Raw genomic sequence first — 19,788 nt, forward strand, 5'->3', positions numbered from 1 at the left:
CGACAGACGAGTACGGAGGCCCATCATGTCGAGCATCACCGACGGTTTCAAGGACGTGTTCATGGCGGGCATCGGGGCGATGGCCCTGGGCGCCGAGAAGTCGAAGGAGCTGGTCGACCAGCTCATCGAGAAGGGCGAGCTGACCGTCGACCAGGGCCAGGCCATCAGCGCCGACCTGATCGATCGTGCTACCCAGACGGCTGGTAAGACGGCCGTGAGCGTGCGCGACGACCTGATCGCCGCGCATCTGGCGACGCTGAGCAAGGACGAGCGCGACGCCTTCGCCGCCAAGGTGGCCGAGATGGCCGCCGCCGCGAACGAGAAGGACGCCGCGATGAACGCCCAGGCCGACGAGGTGGAGGCCGTCATCTCCGACGAGGTGGTCGCCGACGCCGATGCGAAGGCGGGCGTCCCGCCCATTGAGTAGCGGCCCGCCAGCGGCCGCCGACGACCGCGCGACAACCGGAAACCCCGAGGGGCGGCGGCTTCGGCCGCCGCCCCTCTTGCGTGAACGGCCTGGTCAGAGGGCTGCTACCAATAGTTGCCCCAAATTCCAACTGGAAGTGGTCGCCGGGCGGCGCTGCCACGGGTAGGGTGGTCTTCCGCTAAGATGGGACGCATCGAGGAGAAAGGGCCATCATGAACGTGGAGATCGCGGAGCGCCTGGCGGCGCGCCGGAAGCAGGCCGGGCTGTCGCAGGAGGCGTTGGCCGAGAAGCTGGGGGTGTCGCGCCAGGCCGTGTCGAAGTGGGAGCGGTCGGAGTCGTCGCCCGACACGGACAACCTGATCGCGCTCGCGCGGCTCTACGGCGTGTCGCTCGACGAGCTGCTCTACGTGGACGACGCCATCGCCGACGACGTGGCCTTCGAGGCGGAGGATCGCGCGGGCGGCCGGGCGGCCGCGGGTGCGAGGACGAGTGCGTCGGGCGGCTCGGACGCTCCGGGCGACCCGGACGCGCCCGCCGACCCGGCCGCCGACGCGGCGCCCGGCGACGCGAGCGGCAAGGGCAAGGTGCGCATCACCCCCGCCGGCATCCACGTCGAGGACGGCCCCGACTACGTCCACGTGTCGTGGCGCGAGGGCGTGCACGTGGTGGACGGCGCCAAGGGCGAGGAGGTTCGCGTCGGCTGGGACGGCGTCCACGTCCGCGGCCACGACGCTGCCGGCCACGTCTTCGACCACGAGGGCCCGGGCGACCCCTTCGACTGGCACACGGCCAGCACCTTCCGCCAGGCGTGGCTGCGCTTCCCCTTCTGGCTGGTGGCCATCCTGGCCTACCTGCTGCTCGGCATCTTCCAGGACGCCTGGGGCCCGGCCCTGTTCCTGTTCTTCACCGTCCCCGTCTACTACGTGCTCGGCGTCGCCATCGACGAGCGGCGCATCGCCCCGGCTGTCTGCGCGCTCTACCCGCTGGGCGTGACGGCGTGGTTCCTCTGGATGGCCTTCATCAACAACGCCTGGCATCCGGCCTGGGCCATCTTCCTCACCATCCCCATTGTGGAGTGCCTGACGGTGTACTGCTCGAAGGCGTGGCAGCGTCGCAAGCGGGCGCGGGCCGTGCACGACGGCGTCATTGACGTGGAGGGCGAGGCGGGGGAGTAGGCCGCCCGCCCGCCGGGCGCATCCCGCATCTGCGGTCGTGCCCCCGCCCGCCTTGTGCCTCGGTTGGGCTTTCGGGGGAGATGGCGCGCGGGCACGGGGGCCGTGCTACACTAGCCGGCGACTGATTGGCCGGCACTTCGCCCGGCACCCCGACCGAAAGCGAGCCCCATGGCCGACTACATCGAAGGCAAGCGCCCCGTGGTGGAGGCGCTGCGCACGCAGATGCCGATCAAGTGCGTCCTCGTGGCGGACAACGTGCAGCGCGACAGCCTCGTCAACGACATCCTGCGCAAGGCCAAGCAGCGCGACATCCCCGTGAAGACCATCTCGCGCAAGCGGCTCGACGAGATATCGGAGCGCGGCAGCCACCAGGGCGTCATGGCCGAGGCCCTGCCCTTCGACTACGTGAACGGCACCGCCATCCTCAAGGCCGCCGAGGCCAGCGCCGAGGCCCACGACGGGCGGGCGCTCGTGGTGGTGCTCGACCACATCACCGACGCCGGCAACCTGGGCGCCATCGCGCGCTCGGCCGAGAGCGTGGGGGCCGCCGGCATCGTCATCCCCAACAAGCGCGCCGCGCGCGTGACCGCCGCCACCTACAAGAGCTCGGCGGGCGCCATCGCGCACATCCCCGTGGCCCAGGTGGCCAACATCGCGAGCACCCTCGACCGCCTGAAGGAGGCGGGCTTCTGGGTGGCCGCCGCCACCGAGCACGCCGCCGACTACATCTGGGACGCCAACCTCAAGGGCAAGATCGCGCTCGTCCTGGGCAACGAGGGCGAGGGCGTGTCGCGCCTGGTGCTGGAGCACTGCGACTTCGGCGTGAAGCTGCCCCAGGTGGGGGCCGTCTCGTCGCTCAACGTGGCCCAGGCGTCCACCGCCTGCATGTACGAGTGGCTGCGCCAGAACCGCACGGCCGCCGAGGGCCTGCGGGGCTAGCCCGTCATGGCGCGGCCGCGGAAGAAGCTGCTCATCGTCGACGGGTACAACGTGCTGCGGTCGGGCAGCCGCTACCGGCCCATCGACGACCCCGATTACACCGACGACGCCTTCAACAAGGCGCGCGAGACCCTCATCAACGACGTGGTGAACTACGCCGGGCGCGACACGCGTGCCATCATCGTGTTCGACGGCGGCCAGAACGCGTTCTCGGAGGGCGGGGTCGAGAAGGTGGGCGGCGTGCAGATCATGTTCTCGCCGGCCGGGCAGTCGGCCGACAAGGTGATCGAGAAGCTGGCCCACGACGCGCGCGAGCGCATGATCGAGACCATGGTGGTCACCTCCGACGCCACCATCCAGGACACCGTCTTCGGCGGCGGCGTCGACCGCATGAGCGCCGACGGGTTCTCCCACGAGGTGGGGGAGTACTACCTGAGCGCGCGCCTGGACGAGACGCCCGCCGTGGCCGAGAAGCGCACCCTCGCCGACCGCATATCCCCCGAGGCTCGAGCCAAGCTCAAGGCCCTCCGCGACGGGCGGTAGGCGGCGTCCTTGCCCCTCTTTTGCAGAAAACCGCAGGTGGGGATGGGGGGCAACCGATGGTTGCCGGGGAATGATGAGTGAAATGACCACCTTAGGTGCTGGTGCAACCGCGGGCGCACCCCTAGGCTGAAAGGCGAATCATGACAGGACAGAAGCCACGAAGGGAACATGCCATGAACGTCGAGATCGCCCAGCGCCTGGCCGAGTTGCGTCGTGCGCGGGGCTTCAGCCAAGAGGGCCTGGCAGCCGAGCTGGGGTTGTCGCGCCAGGCCGTGTCGAAGTGGGAGCGGGCCGAGTCGGCGCCCGACATGGGCAACCTGATGGCCCTGGCCGACCTGTACGGGGTGACCATCGACGAGCTCCTGCGCGTGGACGCGGACATCGCCGACGACGTGCGCTTCGAGTGCCAGGATCGCCGCGACTCGACGGAGGCGCGCGCCGAGCAGGCGGCCGAGGCCGCCCAGGACGCCGCGGCGCGTGCCGAGAGCGCGGCGGCCTCGGCCGAGGCGGGGTCGGCGGCGGCGCGCGAGGCAGCCGCCCGGGTGGACGCCGCGCCCGTGAGCCCGGCGGGCGCCTACGAGTGGCGCGCGCCCGAGGCGCCCGTGCCCGCGCCCGCAAGTGCGGGGGTCGTGCCGCCCGCCGGCGCGACGCAGACCGGCGCCGCCGGGTTCGCGCCCGAGGCGGGCGCCGGGTTCGCGGGGCAGCCCGCGCCCGGGGCCGCGGTGCCCCCGCCCTGGGGGACGGTGCCGCCCGCCGCGCCGCCGCAGGCGCCCGGGCCGGTGCCCGGCGCCGTGCCACCCGTGGCGCCGCTGCCGAAGAGCCCCCTGCGGTCGTTCCCGTACCCGCTTCTGTGCGTGGTGCTGTTCCTGCTCGGCGGGTTCACCGTGGGCTTCGGCTACACGTGGCCCATCTTCCTCACCATCCCGTTCTGGTACTGGGTGGTGAGCACCGTGGAGGCCGACCCCGAGTACCAGGCCCACCGCGAGGAGCGCTACCGCGCCGCGCAGCGGACGGCCGTCCAGCCGCCGGCGGGGACGGTCCCGCCGCAGGATCGCTAGGAGGGCGTCATGAGGCTTCTGCCGAGCACCTGGGTCAAGGTGGCCCTCATCATCGTGCTGTGCCTGGCCGTGGTGGGCGGCCTGGCGGGCGGCTGCGCCGCGCTGGGCAACGCCTGGAAGGCCGCGTGGGCGCCCCTGCAGGGTCGCGCGTCCGGGGCGGCCCCCGCCGATGCGGCGCTCGCCCCCGGCGGCGGCGCCTTCGCGGCGGCGGACGTGGACAGCCTGGACGTGTCGTGGGCGGCCGGCCACGTCACCATCGAGGTGGTGGGAGACGGCGAGGACGTGGAGCTGGTGGAGACCTACGTCGGCGCCGGCCGCCAGCCCGCCACCGTCGCCTACCTCGACGGCCGCACGCTGGTGGTGGACTACGGCATGACGGACAGCCTGTGGGGCTGCGCCAGCGCCGGGAAGAAGGACTTGGCGATCCGGGTGCCGGCGTCGCTGGCCGAGCGGCTCGACCTGGTGGCGCTGGCCGCCGCGTCGGGCGAGTACGAGATCGGCGGCATCCGCTGCGACCGGCTGCTGCTGGAGCTGGCGTCGGGGCGCGTCGCGGCCCACGACGTGGCGGCGCGCGAGCTGGACGCCGAGGTGGCGAGCGGCACCATGGAGCTGGGCGTGGCCGTGAGCGAGCGCGCCGGGTTCGACATCGCGTCGGGCAGCGTGGAGGCGCGGATGGGCGAGGGCGCGCCCGCGCGGGTGAACGCGTCGCTCGCCAGCGGGAGCCTGCGGCTGCTCGTGCCCGCGGACACGGGGTTCACCGCCGCGGTGGACAAGCTCTCCGGCAGCTTCGAGACCTCCTTCCCGTGCACGACCGAGGGCGACACGCATATATATGGTGACGGCGCGATGCGCGTGGACGCGAACCTCACGAGCGGAAAGATCGTGATAGCCGAGGCCTAGGAAGGAGCCCAGCGTAGGGGTCATTTCCCCTTGAAAGCACAAAGAATTTCCATAGCTGGTTAAAATTTTCCTTGACTTCCCACTGTACGCGTCATATCTTAGCAAATTGCAGCTTTTTTGCAGATTTGCGATGCGCGTGAAGGAGGAACAGCCTCGTGGCTCAAGGAAAAAACACCGCTCCCACCAGCCTTTATAGGGATCGCAGAAGCTTCGCGAAGATTCCGGACGTGATGGACGTCCCCAATCTTATCGCCATCCAGACGGAAAGCTTCGACTGGTTCAAGGAAGAGGGCCTGGCGCAGGCTTTCGCCGACATCTGTCCTATCGAGAACAACACGAAGGACATGGCCGTCGAGTTCGGCCGTCATGAGTTCGGCGAGCCCAAGTACACGGTGGATGAGTGCAAGGAGAAGGACGTCAGCTACCAGGCGCCCCTCTTCGTGGAGATCCGCTTCATCAACCGCGAGACGGGCGAGATCAAGGAGCAGGACGTGTTCATGGGCGACTTCCCGCTCATGACCCCGCGTGGCACCTTCATCATCAACGGCACCGAGCGCGTCGTCGTGTCCCAGCTGGTCCGCTCGCCCGGCGTCTACTTCGCCGCCGAGCGCGACAAGACCTCCGACAAGACCATCTACTCCGCCAAGGTCATCCCCTCCCGCGGCGCCTGGCTCGAGTTCGAGACCGACAAGCGCGACCTGCTGTCCGTCCGCATCGACCGCAAGCGCAAGCAGCCGGCCACGCTGCTGGTGCGCGCCCTCGGCCTGGCCGAGACCCGCGAGGAGATCATCGAGCTGCTCGGCGACTCCGAGATGGTCCTGCGCACGCTCGATCGCGACCCCGCCACCACCAAGGAGGAGTCGCTCATCGAGCTGTACAAGCGCTTCCGCCCCGGCGAGCCGCCGACGATCGACAGCGCCCGCACGCTGCTCGAGGGCCTGTTCTTCAACCCGCAGCGCTACGACCTGGCCAAGGTCGGCCGCTACAAGATCGACAAGAAGCTGGGCTTCGACCCCGAGGAGAACGACTCCTCCACGCTCACCGATGACGACATCGTGGCCACCATGCGCTACATCATCGCCCTGCACGAGGGCGAGGAGGGCTACGCCACCGATGACATCGACCACTTCGGCAACCGCCGCATCCGCTCGGTCGGCGAGCTGATCCAGAACCAGTTCCGCATCGGCCTGTCGCGCATGGAGCGCGTCATGCGCGAGCGCATGTCCATGCAGGAGCCCGACGAGATCACGCCGCAGTCCCTCGTGAACATCCGCCCCATCGTGGCGGCCACCAAGGAGTTCTTCGGCAGCTCCCAGCTCTCGCAGTTCATGGACCAGACCAACCCCGCCGCCGGCATCACCAACAAGCGCCGCCTGTCGGCCCTCGGCCCGGGCGGCCTGTCCCGCGAGCGCGCCGGCTTCGAGGTGCGCGACGTCCACACCTCGCACTACGGGCGCATGTGCCCCATCGAGACGCCTGAAGGCCCCAACATCGGCCTCATCGGCTCGCTGGCCACCTACGGTCGCATCAACGCCTACGGCTTCATCGAGACGCCGTACCGCCGCGTCGTGGACGGGAAGGTGACCGACGAGGTCGACTACCTCACCGCCGACGAGGAGGAGAACTACATCATCGCCCAGGCCAACGACCTGTTCGACCCCGAGACCCGCGAGTTCGGCTCCTACGATGCCGACGGCAAGTGGGTCAAGGCCGCCAAGGTCCTGTGCCGCACGAAGAACGCCGCCGGCGAGTTCGGCGAGCCCGACGAGGTGGAGCCCGAGCGCGTCAACTACATGGACGTGTCCCCGCGCCAGATGACCTCGGTCGCCACGTCGCTCATCCCGTTCCTCGAGCACGACGACGCCAACCGCGCCCTCATGGGCTCGAACATGCAGCGCCAGGCCGTGCCGCTGCTGCGCCCGACGGCGCCGCTCGTGGGCACCGGCATCGAGCACCGCATCGCCGTGGACTCCGGCGAGATCCTCGTGGCCCAGCGCCCCGGCGTCGTGGACTACGTGGACGGCCAGACCATCATCATCTTGAACGACGAGGGCGAGTACGACGAGTACCTCATCCCCAAGTTCCAGCGCTCCAACCAGTCTGGCTGCCTCAACCACCGCCCGCTCGTCCGCAAGGGCGACGAGGTACAGGCCGGCGACGTGCTGGCCGACGGCCCGTCCTGCGACGGCGGCGAGCTGGCGCTCGGCCAGAACCTCATGGTGGCCTACATGCCGTGGGAGGGCTACAACTACGAGGACGCCATCATCGTGTCGGAGCGCGTGGTGTCGGAGGACCTGCTGACCTCCATCCACATCTCCGAGTACGAGGTGGACGCCCGCGACACGAAGCTGGGCCCCGAGGAGATCACCCGCGAGATCCCCAACATCTCCGACGACATGATCTCCGACCTGGACGCCGACGGCATCATCCGCGTGGGCGCCGAGGTGTTCCCGGGTGATGTGCTGGTGGGCAAGGTCACCCCGAAGGGCGAGACGGAGCTCACCGCCGAGGAGCGCCTGCTGCGCGCCATCTTCGGCGAGAAGGCCCGCGAGGTGCGCGACACCTCGCTCAAGGTGCCCCACGGCTCCGGCGGCCGCATCATCGGCATCCACCGCTTCTCGCGCGAGAACGGCGACGAGCTGTCCCCCGGCGTGAACGAGCTGGTGCGCATCTACGTGGCGCAGAAGCGCAAGGTGCAGCAGGGCGACAAGCTGTCCGGCCGCCACGGCAACAAGGGCGTCATCTCCCGCGTGCTGCCGGTGGAGGACATGCCCTACCTGGCCGACGGCACGCCCATCGACGTCATCCTGAACCCCCTGGGCGTCCCCTCGCGAATGAACGTGGGCCAGCTGCTCGAGAACCACCTCGGCTGGGCCGCCAAGTGGGGCTGGTCTGACGCCGAGGAGACCGACGAGGTCGTGGAGGGCCCGATGTTCGTGGCCACCCCCGTCTTCGACGGCGCCACCGAGAAGGAGATCTCGGACGCCATCGAGCATGCCAACCGCAACCTCATCAACATCAACCACGCCAAGTACGGCGACATGGCCCGCGACGAGCTGGTGCCCCAGCTGTCCCGCACGGGCAAGACCTGGCTCTACGACGGCCGCACGGGCGAGAAGTTCCGCGAGCCCATTACCGTCGGCCAGACCTACATCCTGAAGCTCGGCCACATGGTGGACGACAAGATCCACGCGCGCTCGACCGGCCCCTACAGCCTCATCACCCAGCAGCCGCTGGGCGGCAAGGCGCAGTTCGGCGGCCAGCGCTTCGGCGAGATGGAGGTGTGGGCGCTCTACGCCTACGGCGCCTCCAACGTGCTGCAGGAGATCCTGACCGTCAAGTCCGACGACACGGCCGGCCGCGTCAAGTCCTACGAGGCCATCGTCAAGGGCGAGAACATCCCGGCGCCGGAGGTGCCCGAGTCCTTCAAGGTGCTCGTCAAGGAGATGAAGTCGCTCTGCCTCAACATCGAGCTGGAGGGCCACGAGGTTCCCTCCGAGGACGCCGACGACGAGCTCGACGTGGACCAGGCGCTCTACGAGGCCCTGGCCGCGGACGCGCGCAAGACCGAGGACGAGACGGCCTCTGCCATCGATGACATTGCTGCTGAACTGGGAGAACTGATGAGCGACGTCTCAACCGATACTGATATCAACGAACTCATCGGCGAGGGAGAGGAGGCCTAGGATGCCCACGGAATACGACGTGAACAACTTTGACGCCCTGCGCATCTCCCTGGCGAGCGCCGAAGACGTGCGCAGCTGGTCGCGCGGCGAGGTCAAGAAGCCCGAGACCATCAACTACCGCACGCTGAAGCCCGAGAAGGACGGCCTGTACTGCGAGAAGATCTTCGGTCCCACCAAGGACTGGGAGTGCGCCTGCGGCAAGTACAAGCGTGTGCGCTTCAAGGGCATCGTCTGCGAGCGCTGCGGCGTCGAGGTGACCCGCTCCAAGGTGCGCCGCGAGCGCATGGGCCACATCGAGCTGGCCGCGCCCGTGAGCCACATCTGGTACTTCAAGGGCAGCCCCTCCCGCCTGGGCTACCTGCTCGACATTCCGCCGAAGGAGCTTGAGAAGGTTCTGTACTTCGCCAGCTCCATCATCACGAGCGTGGACAAGGAGGCCCGCGAGGAGGACGCCGACGACCTGCGCGACGAGCTGGCTGCCGACCTCGATGAGCTGGACGCCGAGCGCGACCGCCTCATCGAGGCGACCCGCCGCCTGTCCACCGACTATGTCCCCGAGGACGACGACTTCGTGGACGACGTGGAGGAGGACGAGCGTCTGACCCCCGAGGAGGTCGACGAGGAGATCGCTGACATCTACGAGGAGTTCAACGAGCGCAAGGCCCTGCGCCAGGACGCCTTCGACGCCTTCATGAAGATCGAGCCGAAGCAGCTGGTGCCCGACGAGGCCCTCTACCGCGAGATGCGCGCCAACTACCGCGACTACTTCACGGGCGGCATGGGCGCCGAGTCGGTGCGCGACCTGCTGGACGCCATGGACCTGGAGGCCGTGGGCGAGGAGCTGCGCGAGATCATCGCCACGGGCAAGGGGCAGAAGCGCGCCAAGGCCATCAAGCGCCTGAAGGTGGTCGACGCGTTCCTCAAGTCCGACAACAAGCCCTCCGACATGATCCTGGACGTCATCCCGGTCATCCCGCCCGACCTGCGCCCGATGGTGCAGCTCGACGGCGGCCGCTTCGCGACGTCGGACCTGAACGACCTGTACCGCCGCGTCATCAACCGCAACAACCGCCTCAAGCGCCTGCTCGACCTGGGCGCGCCTGAGATCATCGTCAACAACGAGAAGCGCATGCTGCAGGAGGCCGTCGACTCCCTGTTCGACAACGGCCGCCGCGGCCGTCCCGTCACGGGCCCGGGCAACCGCCCGCTCAAGTCCATCAGCGACATGCTGAAGGGCAAGCAGGGTCGCTTCCGCCAGAACCTGCTCGGCAAGCGCGTCGACTACTCCGGCCGCTCGGTCATCGTCGTCGGCCCGTCGCTCAAGCTGCACCAGTGCGGCCTGCCGCAGCAGATGGCGCTCGAGCTGTTCCGCCCCTTCGTCATGAAGCGCCTGGTGGAGCTCGAGTACGCCGCCAACATCAAGGCCGCCAAGCGCGCCGTCGACCGTGGCGCCAGCTACGTGTGGGACGTGCTCGAGGAGGTCATCGTCGAGCATCCCGTGCTGCTGAACCGCGCCCCCACCCTGCACCGCCTGGGCATCCAGGCCTTCGAGCCGGTGCTGGTCGAGGGCAAGGCCATCAAGCTGCACCCGCTGGTCTGCACCGCCTTCAACGCCGACTTCGACGGCGACCAGATGGCCGTGCACGTGCCGCTGGGCGCCGAGGCCCAGGCCGAGGCCCGCGTGCTCATGCTGTCGTCCAACAACATCAAGTCGCCGGCCCACGGCCGCCCGCTGACTGTGCCCACCCAGGACATGATCATCGGCCTGTACTACCTGACGGCCGCCCGCGACGGGTTCCCGGGCGAGGGCCGCGTGTTCATCGACATCGACGACGCCATGAACGCCTACGATGCCCGCGCCGACCTGGACCTCCAGGCCAAGATCTGGGTGCGCCTGCGCCGCGACGCGCGCATCGCCACCGCCTTCGGCGAGTTCGAGGATCACAAGGCCGGCGAGCGCATCGAGACCACGGTGGGCCGCATCATCTTCAACGACGTGCTACCCGACGACTACCCCTTCCTCAACTACGAGATGAACAAGAAGGAGATCAGCCGCCTGGTCGAGGACGTGTGCAACCGCTACGCGCTGTCCGAGGTGCCGCCCATCCTGGACGGCCTGAAGGACGCGGGCTTCCACTACGCCACGCGCGCCGGCGTCACGGTGTCGGTCTACGACGCCACGGTGCCGCCGAACAAGGCCGAGATCCTGGCCGCGGCCGACGCGAAGGTCGCTGCCATCGACGAGGACTACGAGTTCGGCCTCATGTCCGACGACGAGCGCCACAAGCAGGTCGTCGACATCTGGAACGAGGCGAACGAGGAAGTCGGCGAGGCCATGGCCGCCAACTTCGACAAGTTCAACCCCATCTACATGATGGCGTTCTCGGGCGCCCGCGGTAACATCAAGCAGATCCGCCAGCTGGCCGGCATGCGCGGCCTGATGTCCGACCCGAAGGGCGAGATCATCGACCGCCCGATCAAGGCGAACTTCCGCGAGGGCCTGTCGGTGCTCGAGTACTTCATCTCGACCCACGGCGCCCGCAAGGGCCTGGCCGACACGGCGCTGCGTACCGCCGACTCGGGCTACCTGACCCGCCGCCTGGTGGACGTGGCCCAGGACGTCATCATCCGCGAGATCGACTGCGGCACCACCGAGGGCGTCCCGTACCCCATCGTCAACGAGAAGGGCGACCTGGACGAGAACCTGATCGGCCGCTGCCTGCTCGAGGACGTGCGCGGCACCGACGGCGAGCTGGTGCAGGCCGCCGACGAGTACATCACCTCCATGGACCAGCTGCGTGCCATGAGCCAGGCCGGCGTGGAGGAGGTGGTCATCCGCACCATCATGACCTGCCATGCCGAGCACGGCGTCTGCCAGAAGTGCTACGGCTGGGACCTGGCCACGGCCCGTCCCGTCAACATCGGCACGGCCGTCGGCATCATCGCGGCCCAGTCGATCGGCGAGCCCGGCACCCAGCTGACGATGCGTACGTTCCACACCGGCGGCGTCGCCGGCGAGGACATCACCCACGGCCTGCCCCGCGTCCAGGAGCTCTTCGAGGCCCGCAAGCCCAAGGGCCAGGCGGTGCTGGCGGAGATCTCCGGCACCATGCAGGTCTCGGGCGACAAGACCTCCAAGACCATCACCATCCACGACCAGGAGGGCAACTTCCGCGAGTACGTCGTGTCGGCGCGCGCCCAGCTGCTCCCGGGCGTGAGCGACGGCTGCGAGGTGCGCGTGGGCCAGCAGCTGACCAAGGGCTCCGTGAACCCGCACGACCTGCTGCGCCTGACCGACCCGAACACCACCCTGCGCTACATCGTGAGCCAGGTGCAGGGCGTGTACGTGTCCCAGGGCGTGGACATCAACGACAAGCACATCGAGGTCATCGCGCGCCAGATGCTGCGCAAGGTGGCCGTGCTCGACGCCGGCGAGTCCGACTTCCTGCCGGGCCGCCAGGTGAACCGCTTCGAGTTCGAGAAGGTGGCCAACGAGCTCATCGCCGAGGGCAAGGAGCCCCCGGTAGGCCAGCCGCTGCTGCTGGGCATCACCAAGGCCTCGCTGGCGACCGACTCGTGGCTGTCCGCCGCCTCCTTCCAGGAGACGACCAAGGTGCTCACCGATGCCGCCATCGAGGGCAAGACCGACCACCTGGCCGGCCTGAAGGAGAACGTCATCATCGGCAAGCCCATCCCCGCGGGCACGGGCCTCAAGCGCTACCGCGACGTGAAGCTCACCTACAAGGGCCGCCCGATCGACGGCGTGGCGGGCGACGCCCTGCCCGACTTCGCCCCCGACGCCCTGCGCGAGATCGAGGAGCTGCTGCCGCAGCCCCAGGACTGGTCGCTGGACGGCGACGGCTACTTCAACGCCGGCGGCAACTTCGGCAGCTTCTACGGCTCGCTGTCGTTCGGCCACCGCGGGCACAACCTGTCCGACGAGGACGCGCGCCTGTACATCTACGACGACCTGGGCGTGTCGCAGCGCTGGGCCAACAAGTTCTCCGAGGCCGGCATCGAGACGGTGGCCGACCTGGTGGGCCACACCGAGGAGGACCTGCTGCGCATCGAGGGCATCGGCGTGAAGGCCATCGAGGAGCTGAAGGAGGGCCTGGAGGCCCGCGACCTGATGCACGTCATCGAGGACGACCTGGCCGCCACGAGCGACGACATGAGCCAGCTGCTCGACATGGTGTTCTCGCCCGACGACACCATCCTCATCGGCGGCGACGAGCCCCCGACGTTCAACACCGACGACGAGGAGATGCTGGGCGAGGCCCTGCCGCCGCGCTCCTACCAGCGCAACCTCGAGGAGCTGGACGCCCTGCTGGGCTCCGTGGGCTCCTTCGGCTTCGGCATCACCAGCGAGGAGACCGAGGCCGCGGCAGACGACGAGGACGACGAGTAGTCGGCCGAGGGACTATGAGAGGGGCGGGCCGCGGCTCGCCCCTCTTCGTTGGGGCGCCGGGGGCGCCCGGCCCGTTCGACGTGCCGGATCCGCCGGATCCGCCGAGAAAGGCAGGGGAGATGTCCTGCAAGACGTACGTTCCCGAGGGGGAGGCCGCGCCTGCGTCGCAGGTGGGCGCCACCTTGGAGGCCCTGGCGGCCACCATCGCCGCCCGGCGCGAGGCGGGGGAGGAGAGCTATACCCACCGCCTGCTGACCGCGGACGTGGACGCGGTGCTGAAGAAGGTCATGGAGGAGGCGGGCGAGGTGGCGCTCGCGGCCAAGGACGCCGACACCGCGCTCTACTTCGCCGGGGAGTCCGCCGACGTGGCCCCCGACACCTCGGCCGCCGCGCGGCTGGCCGAGGCGGCCAGCCAGTCGGTCGACCACCTGCGCTACGAGGCCGCCGACGTGGCCTACCACCTGCTGGTGGTGCTGGAGCGCTTCGGCATCGGCCTGGACGAGTTCGCGGCCGAGCTGAACAACCGCATGACCGAGGACGAGCGCCCCGCCGGCGCCGTCCGCCTGTACGATGATTACGTGAGAAGGGGGAAGTGACATGCCCAGACTGTTCGGAACCGACGGCGTCCGCGGCGTCGCCAACACGGAGCTGACCTGCGAGCTCGCCTACCGCCTGGGCCAGGCCGCGGCGGTCTTCCTGGGAGAGTCCGTCGTGGTGGGCAAGGACACCCGCCTGTCCGGCGACATGCTGGAGTCGGCCCTGGTAGCCGGCATTACCAGCGCCGGCGGCACGGCGCTTCTGGCCGGCGTCATCCCCACGCCGGGCGTGGCCCTGCTCACGCGCGCCCTGGGCGCCAGCGGCGGCGTGGTCATCTCGGCCTCGCACAACCCGCCGGAGTACAACGGCATCAAGCTGTTCGACGCCGCCGGCTTCAAGCTGCCCGACGAGGTGGAGGACCACATCGAGGGCTTCGTCCGCGGCGGCGGCCTGGAGGGCCTGGTGGAGCGCTCGAAGGTGACGGGCGAGAACGTCGTCATGCCGTCGGGCGCCGCGCTCGGCGTGGCCATCCCGCTCGACGAGGCCTGCGAGATCTACATCAACCACGCGGTGAACAGCATCCGCGACCAGGGGATCGACTTCTCCGGCATGACCATCGCGCTTGACGCGGGCCACGGGGCGAGCGCGCTCACGAGCGCCGAGGCCCTGCGCCGCCTGGGCGCCGAGGTCATCGCCATCAACGAGGACTTCGACGGCACCGACATCAACGTGGAGTGCGGGTCGACCCACCTGGCGCCGCTCGCCGCCCTCATGGAGGAGAGCGGGGCCGACGTGGGCATCGCGCACGACGGCGACGCCGACCGCGTGATGATGATGGCGCCGGGCGGCATCGAGATCGACGGCGACGTGATCGAGGCCGTGTGCGCGCTCGACATGAAGGAGCGCGGCGTGCTGCCGGGCAACACCGCGGTGTCCACGGTCATGTGCAACCTGGGCTTCGTCCACGCCATGCGCGACGCCGGCATCGACGTGGTGCAGACCAAGGTGGGCGACCGCTACGTGCTCGAGGAGATGCGCGACAAGGGCTACGCCATCGGCGGCGAGCAGTCGGGCCACATGATCCTGCTCGAGCACAACTCGACGGGCGACGGCCTCATGACCGCCTGCCAGTTCCTGGCCGCCGTGAAGCGCACCGGCAAGCCGGTGGCCGAGGCCGCGGCCGTCATGACGCGCTTCCCGCAGGTGCTCATCAACGTGCGCGTGCGCGACAAGCACACCGCCGCCGAGAACCCGGCCATCAAGGCCGCCGTGGCCGCCGCCGAGGAGGCCCTGGGCGACAACGGCCGCGTGCTCCTGCGCCCGAGCGGCACCGAGCCGGTCATCCGCGTGATGGTGGAGGCCCTCGATGCCGAGCAGGCCGAGGCCGAGGCCCAGAAGCTGGCCGAGGTAGTGGAGCGCGAAGGCTAGCGAAGCCGGGGCGTGCGTGGCGTGCGAGGGGGTGCCCCGCGTGCCGAGCCCGAGGGGGCGCCAAGTGGCGCCCCCTCGTTGTTTTTCGCGAGAGCGCGCCGCGCGGGGCGCTGCGATGCCTCCGTTCTCCTCGCGTGGACAAAAAACGGCGATCTCGCAGGTTTTTGGCGGCTCAGGGGAGGAGTGGCGCGTTGCCGCTTTGCATTTCCCCAGGTCAGAAGCTTGGGCCTTGAAAAGCCCTGCGCACGGGCCCGCGAGATCGCCGTTTTTTGTCCACGTGGATGCGAGATCGCCGAATTTCGTCCATCTTCCTGGACAAAAACCCGCGATTTCGCATCCAGCCCCGCCGGGGGGCGCCTGCCGGAAGGCCCAGCCTCCTCCGCGGGCCGCCGGGGGACGCCTGCTGGAAGGCCCAGTCCCCTCCACGCGCCAACGCTCCCCAGAGAGTTTTCGAGGCAGCGGCCCTCCTCCATCTCCGCGTCCGCCTGTTCGCCGCTTCCCGCTCTCCCGCAGGCCTCCTTCCCGTTCCCCGTGGTTGGCGCTCTCCTGCCGGCCCCCTTCCCGTTCCCCCGTGGTTGGGAATGAGGGGTATTCCCTGATGGATGGCTATAATCGGAGGAGAGAGACGGAGAGAGGGGAGCAGGGCATGGGTGATCTGGCGAAGCTGGCGGCGCTGGGGCGCGCGGGCGCGGCGTGCGGGATGGATGCGGGCGGGCTACTCGTGCCGCTCGGCGCAGGCGGCCCGATCGCGCCGCTTGGCGCGGGGCGAGGCGGTGGCGCGAGCGCCGCGGCCGTCGACCCGACGGCGCCTGTGCGCGAGGTGCGCCACGCGTGGTGCCAGATGTGCGGGCCGGCCAAGACCAACTGCTCGACGCTCTGCACGCTCGAGAACGGCCGCTGGACCCGCGTCGAGGGCAACCCGAACGCGCTCAACAACGGGCGCCACGGCACGTGCTCGCTCTGCGCCAAGGGCAACGCGGCGCCGCAGATCCTCTACGACCCGCACCGCATCCTCTACCCGATGCGCCGTGTCGGCGCGAAGGGCGAGGGCCGCTTCGTCCGCTGCACCTGGGACGAGGCGCTCGCCGCCATCGCCGCCCGCCTGGGCTCCCTGTGCGACCAGTACGGGCCTGCCTGCTACGGCGTGCTCTCGCCCCAGGCCTATCCGGTGCTGCGCACCGTCGGGCGGCGCTTCCTCAACGTGATCGGCAGCCCCAACTACCTGCACAGCGGCATCTGCGCTCTGCAGCGGCGCGCCAGCAAGACGGTGACCATCGGCGGCGCCGTGTGCCCGCCGGCGCAGCTCGACAAGACGCGGCTCCTGGTGGTGTGGGGCGCCAACCCCGAGAACTCGGCCGTCAACCAGGGCGCGGTGCGCGACCGCCTCGACGCGCTGGCCGGCGGCACGACGGTGGTGGACATCCGCCCGCTCATGGATCCGCTCGCGTCGAAGGCCGATATCTGGCTGCCCGTGCGTCCCGGCACCGACGGCGCGCTCGCGCTCGCGTTCCTCCACGTCATCATCGGCGAGGGGCTCTACGACCGCGCCTTCGTGGAGGAGTGGTGCCTGGGCTTCGATAAGCTGGCCGACCACGTGCGCACCTTCCCGCCCGAGTGGGCGGCCCCCATCACGGGCATCGCCGCCGACGACATCCGCCGCGTGGCGCGGATGATGGGCACGATGGCGCCGATGGGCATCCTCTACGGCAACGGCATTGGCGACCAGGCGGTCGACGGCCACTGGGCCTGCGCGTCCATCTGCCTCATCGAGGCCATCACCGGCAACCTCGACGTGCCGGGCGGGGGCGGCGCGCCGGTGCCGCCGGGCAAGCCGCTCGTGCGCGTGGCGCCCATCGACGCGCTGACCGAGCGGCTGCCCTTCTCGGACGAGGACCGCGCGAACGGCTGGTGCGCCGGCGTGTCGGCGCTGGTGGCGCCCGAGACGCCGCGCTGGTACCAGTCGCCCGCCACCTGGGAGTCGGGGCCGAACTCCGCCTACTTCCGCGCGCTCATGGGCGTGGCGAACGACGAGCCGGGGCACCTGCGCGCCGTGCTCGGCCAGGCGTCCAACCCCTTCGGCGCCACGCGCCAGCCCGCGCGCGTGGCCGAGGCGCTGCGCAAGCTCGACCTGTACGTGGTGCACGACACGCGGTGGAACCCGTCGTGCGACTTCGCCGACTTCGTGCTGCCGGCCTGCACCCACTACGAGTGCTCGCAGCAGATCGGCACGAAGAACGGGCCCGAGGGCACCTTCGTCGCCGTGACCCAGGCGCTGGCCGCGCCGATGGGGGAGTCACGGTCGGATTGGGACCTGTACCTGGGGCTGGCCGGCGCGCTGGGGCTGGGCGCCGACTTCTGGGAGGGCGACATGGACGCGTGCCTGCGCGAGCAGCTGGCAGGGTCGGGCCTCACGCTGGAGGAGCTGCGCGCGGCGCCGGCCGGCGTGTTCGTCGAGCGTCCCGCCGACGCCCGCCCGCCCGAGCCCGCGCGCTGCGACTACGCGCGGCTGTTCGCGAGCCTGCCCGAGGGCAAGGTGCAGTGCGCCAACGCGTGGATCGGCGGGCGCGTCGACAACCGCGACGAGGAGCCGCTCGGATGCCTGCCGGTCTACGTCGGCCCGCCCGAGGGCCTGGCCGAGACGCCCGATTTGGCGCGGGACTACCCGCTCGTGCTGTCCGACGTGCACGCCTACCGCCTGTGCAACCACAGCTACTACACCGACACGCCGGCGCTCCACGCGCTGCAGCCGACGCCGTGGGTGAAGATCAACCCGGCCACGGCGGCGCGCTACGGCATCGCCGACGGCGACTGGGTGCGCGTCGAGTCGCCCCACGGATGCGTGCGGCTGGTGGCCGAGTACTTCGAGGGCGTGGCGCCCGACGTGCTCATGACGCGCCGCGGCTGGTGGCGCGCGACCACGCCGGACGACGCGGCCGAGCGCGCCCGCTTCGCGTGGCAGAGCGACTCGTCAGTGCTCTACGACACCGACGAGCGCCGCTTCGACCGCTTCCACTCGGCCATGGCCAAGCAGACCCTCGTGCGCATAGCCCGCTGGGAGGAAGGGGACGACGATGAGTAGGGAAGGGAAGGTGCGCGTGGAAGGCGGGATGATGGCCGGTGCGGTGGCGCGGGCCGCGGGCGCGGCCGCTGAGGCGGCGGCCGGCGCGGCGCGCGGGGTCGCGGGCGTTGCGGGCGCCGACGCGGGCGCGGGCGCTGTGGGCGCGGATGCCGCGGGTGCGGACACGTCGGGCGCGCCGAATGCGGGTGCCGCGGGTGCAGATGCCGCGAGCGCGGGCGCCACGAGTGCGAGGCGGTTCCGCATCACGTTCGACGGCGCGCGCTGCGTGAAGTGCTGGGCGTGCGAGGTGACGTGCCGGCAGTGGAGCGGGATCCCCGCCGACCGTCCGTCGCGCCGGCGCGTGCGCGAGGTGACGAGCGGGACGTTCCCGCAGGTGAGGCGCACGTTCGTATCCGAGGGCTGCCGTCACTGCGCGGACGCGCCCTGCGTGGCGGCCTGCGCGGCTGGCGCGCTCGCGCAGCGGGCCGACGGGCGGGTGACGCTGGACGCGGCGCGCTGCGTCGGCTGCCGCGCCTGCGCTCGGGCCTGCGCCTTCGACGTGCCGCGCTTCGCAGGCGGCGTGATGGACAAGTGCGACGGCTGCTGGTCTGCCGGCGTGCCCGACGGCGCGACGCCCCACTGTGTGGCGACGTGCCCCACCGGCGCGCTGGGCTTCGAGTCCGTTCCCGCGGGCGCCCCGGAAGCCGCGGTGGGGGACGGCGTCGCCCGCACGGCCGCGCCCGCATCCGAGGGGGAGGGCGCCGAAGCTGCTGAGGGCGCCCCCGCGCAGCCCGGCGCTCGCGCGTGCTCGCCTTCGGCTGCCTGCACGAGTGCCGCGGAGGGCGCGGCTGCCGAGCGCGGCGGCGTGCCGGCTGCCAACGCCCCGTCCGCGCAGCCCGGCGCCGCCGCGCCTGCGCCCGTCGACCCCGCGCAGCTCGCGGATGCGTGCTCGCTGCTGGCGGCGCTCGTGATGCGCGAGGCGCCGGCAGGGCTCCTGGCGGCGTTGCGCGACGACCCCGACGCAGCGCCGGCGACCCTCGTCCCCTATGCGCGCTCGCTCGCGGGCGCCGACCTCGGCCAGGAGGCCGAGGCCCTGGCCGTCGACTTCGCCACCGTGCTCCTGGGGATGTCGCCGCACCCGGTGTTCCCCTACGAGTCGACCTACGCCGATGCCGACCGGCTGCTCATGCGCCCCGTGCGCGACGAGGTGGTCGCCGCCTACGCGGCCGCCGGCTTCGCCGCCGACCCGGCGCTGCGCCTGCCGGAGGACCACCTCGCCTTCGAGCTCGCCTTCGTCGCGCACCTCGCGCGCCGCGAGGCTGCCGCCCGCGCGGCCGGCGATGCGCCGGCGGCCCGGCAGGCCGGCGCCCAGCGCGCCGCCTTCGCCCGCGATCACCTCGCCTGGGCCCCGCGCTTCGCTGCCGACTGGCAGCGCGCGAGCGCGTCGCCCTTCTACCGCGCCGTCGCCCGGCTCCTCGCCGAAACGGCCCATCTGGCCGCCGCCCCGGCGAACGGGTAGTCCCGACGCGGCGCTTCCTGTCGCAAAACCGCGGTTTTTGTGCAGGCTTATGACCAGGTAAAACAACACGTTTCACCTGGTCATAGGCTGTTTTTCACCATGCACAGAAA

At 70.5% G+C, this 19,788-nt stretch carries 12 protein-coding genes; all 12 read left to right on the forward strand.

All coding sequences use genetic code 11. From position 1 onward, the window contains the following. Nucleotides 1–25 precede the first annotated feature (25 nt). Nucleotides 26–427, forward strand: a complete 402-nt coding sequence (locus tag LPT13_RS10850; RefSeq protein ID WP_242166393.1) for a phasin family protein — start codon at nt 26–28, stop codon at nt 425–427. 212 nt (nt 428–639) lie between these two features. Beyond that, on the forward strand, nt 640–1,602 hold the full coding sequence (locus LPT13_RS10855) for a helix-turn-helix domain-containing protein (protein ID WP_242166394.1): 963 nt from the start codon (nt 640–642) through the stop codon (nt 1,600–1,602). Between the two features lie 168 nt (nt 1,603–1,770). After that, nucleotides 1,771–2,541 carry a 23S rRNA (guanosine(2251)-2'-O)-methyltransferase RlmB gene (gene rlmB, locus LPT13_RS10860; protein WP_242166395.1) on the forward strand — a complete coding sequence of 257 codons (771 nt, stop codon included), beginning with the start codon at nt 1,771–1,773 and terminating at the stop codon, nt 2,539–2,541. A gap of 6 nt (nt 2,542–2,547) precedes the next feature. Next, nucleotides 2,548–3,084, forward strand: coding sequence for an NYN domain-containing protein (locus LPT13_RS10865; protein WP_242166396.1), 537 nt, complete (start codon nt 2,548–2,550; stop codon nt 3,082–3,084). Nucleotides 3,085–3,257: 173 nt separating this feature from the next. Beyond that, nucleotides 3,258–4,142: a helix-turn-helix domain-containing protein gene (locus LPT13_RS10870; protein ID WP_242166397.1), complete on the forward strand. Its 885-nt coding sequence runs from the start codon at nt 3,258–3,260 to the stop codon at nt 4,140–4,142. Between the two features lie 9 nt (nt 4,143–4,151). Next, nucleotides 4,152–5,042 (forward strand): DUF4097 family beta strand repeat-containing protein, encoded by an 891-nt coding sequence (locus LPT13_RS10875; protein ID WP_242166398.1) that lies wholly within the window; start codon nt 4,152–4,154, stop codon nt 5,040–5,042. Nucleotides 5,043–5,197: 155 nt separating this feature from the next. After that, nucleotides 5,198–8,728 carry a DNA-directed RNA polymerase subunit beta gene (gene rpoB, locus LPT13_RS10880; RefSeq protein ID WP_242166399.1) on the forward strand — a complete coding sequence of 1,177 codons (3,531 nt, stop codon included), beginning with the start codon at nt 5,198–5,200 and terminating at the stop codon, nt 8,726–8,728. A gap of 1 nt (nt 8,729) precedes the next feature. Next, nucleotides 8,730–13,136: a DNA-directed RNA polymerase subunit beta' gene (locus LPT13_RS10885; RefSeq protein WP_242166400.1), complete on the forward strand. Its 4,407-nt coding sequence runs from the start codon at nt 8,730–8,732 to the stop codon at nt 13,134–13,136. Nucleotides 13,137–13,255: 119 nt separating this feature from the next. After that, nucleotides 13,256–13,732, forward strand: coding sequence for a phosphoribosyl-ATP diphosphatase (hisE, locus tag LPT13_RS10890; protein ID WP_242166401.1), 477 nt, complete (start codon nt 13,256–13,258; stop codon nt 13,730–13,732). 1 nt (nt 13,733) lies between these two features. Further along, on the forward strand, nt 13,734–15,101 hold the full coding sequence (gene glmM / locus LPT13_RS10895; protein WP_242166404.1) for a phosphoglucosamine mutase: 1,368 nt from the start codon (nt 13,734–13,736) through the stop codon (nt 15,099–15,101). A gap of 646 nt (nt 15,102–15,747) precedes the next feature. Beyond that, on the forward strand, nt 15,748–18,180 hold the full coding sequence (locus LPT13_RS10900; RefSeq protein ID WP_242166406.1) for a molybdopterin-containing oxidoreductase family protein: 2,433 nt from the start codon (nt 15,748–15,750) through the stop codon (nt 18,178–18,180). Continuing rightward, complete coding sequence (locus LPT13_RS10905; protein WP_277927064.1) at nt 18,173–19,678, forward strand: molecular chaperone TorD family protein; 1,506 nt, start codon at nt 18,173–18,175, stop codon at nt 19,676–19,678. The genes LPT13_RS10900 and LPT13_RS10905 overlap by 8 nt, the downstream gene beginning before the upstream one ends. Nucleotides 19,679–19,788 lie beyond the last annotated feature (110 nt).

Origin of the sequence: Adlercreutzia faecimuris (assembly GCF_022669055.1) — a bacterium.
GTDB lineage: Bacteria > Actinomycetota > Coriobacteriia > Coriobacteriales > Eggerthellaceae > Enterorhabdus > Enterorhabdus faecimuris.

Coding starts and splice junctions, on each gene's coding strand:
- LPT13_RS10885 (WP_242166400.1), top strand. CDS start 8,730: ATGCCCACGGAATACGACGTGAACAACTTTGACGCCCTGCGCATCTCC.
- rlmB (WP_242166395.1), top strand. CDS start 1,771: ATGGCCGACTACATCGAAGGCAAGCGCCCCGTGGTGGAGGCGCTGCGC.
- LPT13_RS10865 (WP_242166396.1), top strand. CDS start 2,548: ATGGCGCGGCCGCGGAAGAAGCTGCTCATCGTCGACGGGTACAACGTG.
- LPT13_RS10855 (WP_242166394.1), top strand. CDS start 640: ATGAACGTGGAGATCGCGGAGCGCCTGGCGGCGCGCCGGAAGCAGGCC.
- LPT13_RS10900 (WP_242166406.1), top strand. CDS start 15,748: ATGGGTGATCTGGCGAAGCTGGCGGCGCTGGGGCGCGCGGGCGCGGCG.
- glmM (WP_242166404.1), top strand. CDS start 13,734: ATGCCCAGACTGTTCGGAACCGACGGCGTCCGCGGCGTCGCCAACACG.
- LPT13_RS10905 (WP_277927064.1), top strand. CDS start 18,173: ATGAGTAGGGAAGGGAAGGTGCGCGTGGAAGGCGGGATGATGGCCGGT.
- hisE (WP_242166401.1), top strand. CDS start 13,256: ATGTCCTGCAAGACGTACGTTCCCGAGGGGGAGGCCGCGCCTGCGTCG.
- LPT13_RS10850 (WP_242166393.1), top strand. CDS start 26: ATGTCGAGCATCACCGACGGTTTCAAGGACGTGTTCATGGCGGGCATC.
- LPT13_RS10870 (WP_242166397.1), top strand. CDS start 3,258: ATGAACGTCGAGATCGCCCAGCGCCTGGCCGAGTTGCGTCGTGCGCGG.
- LPT13_RS10875 (WP_242166398.1), top strand. CDS start 4,152: ATGAGGCTTCTGCCGAGCACCTGGGTCAAGGTGGCCCTCATCATCGTG.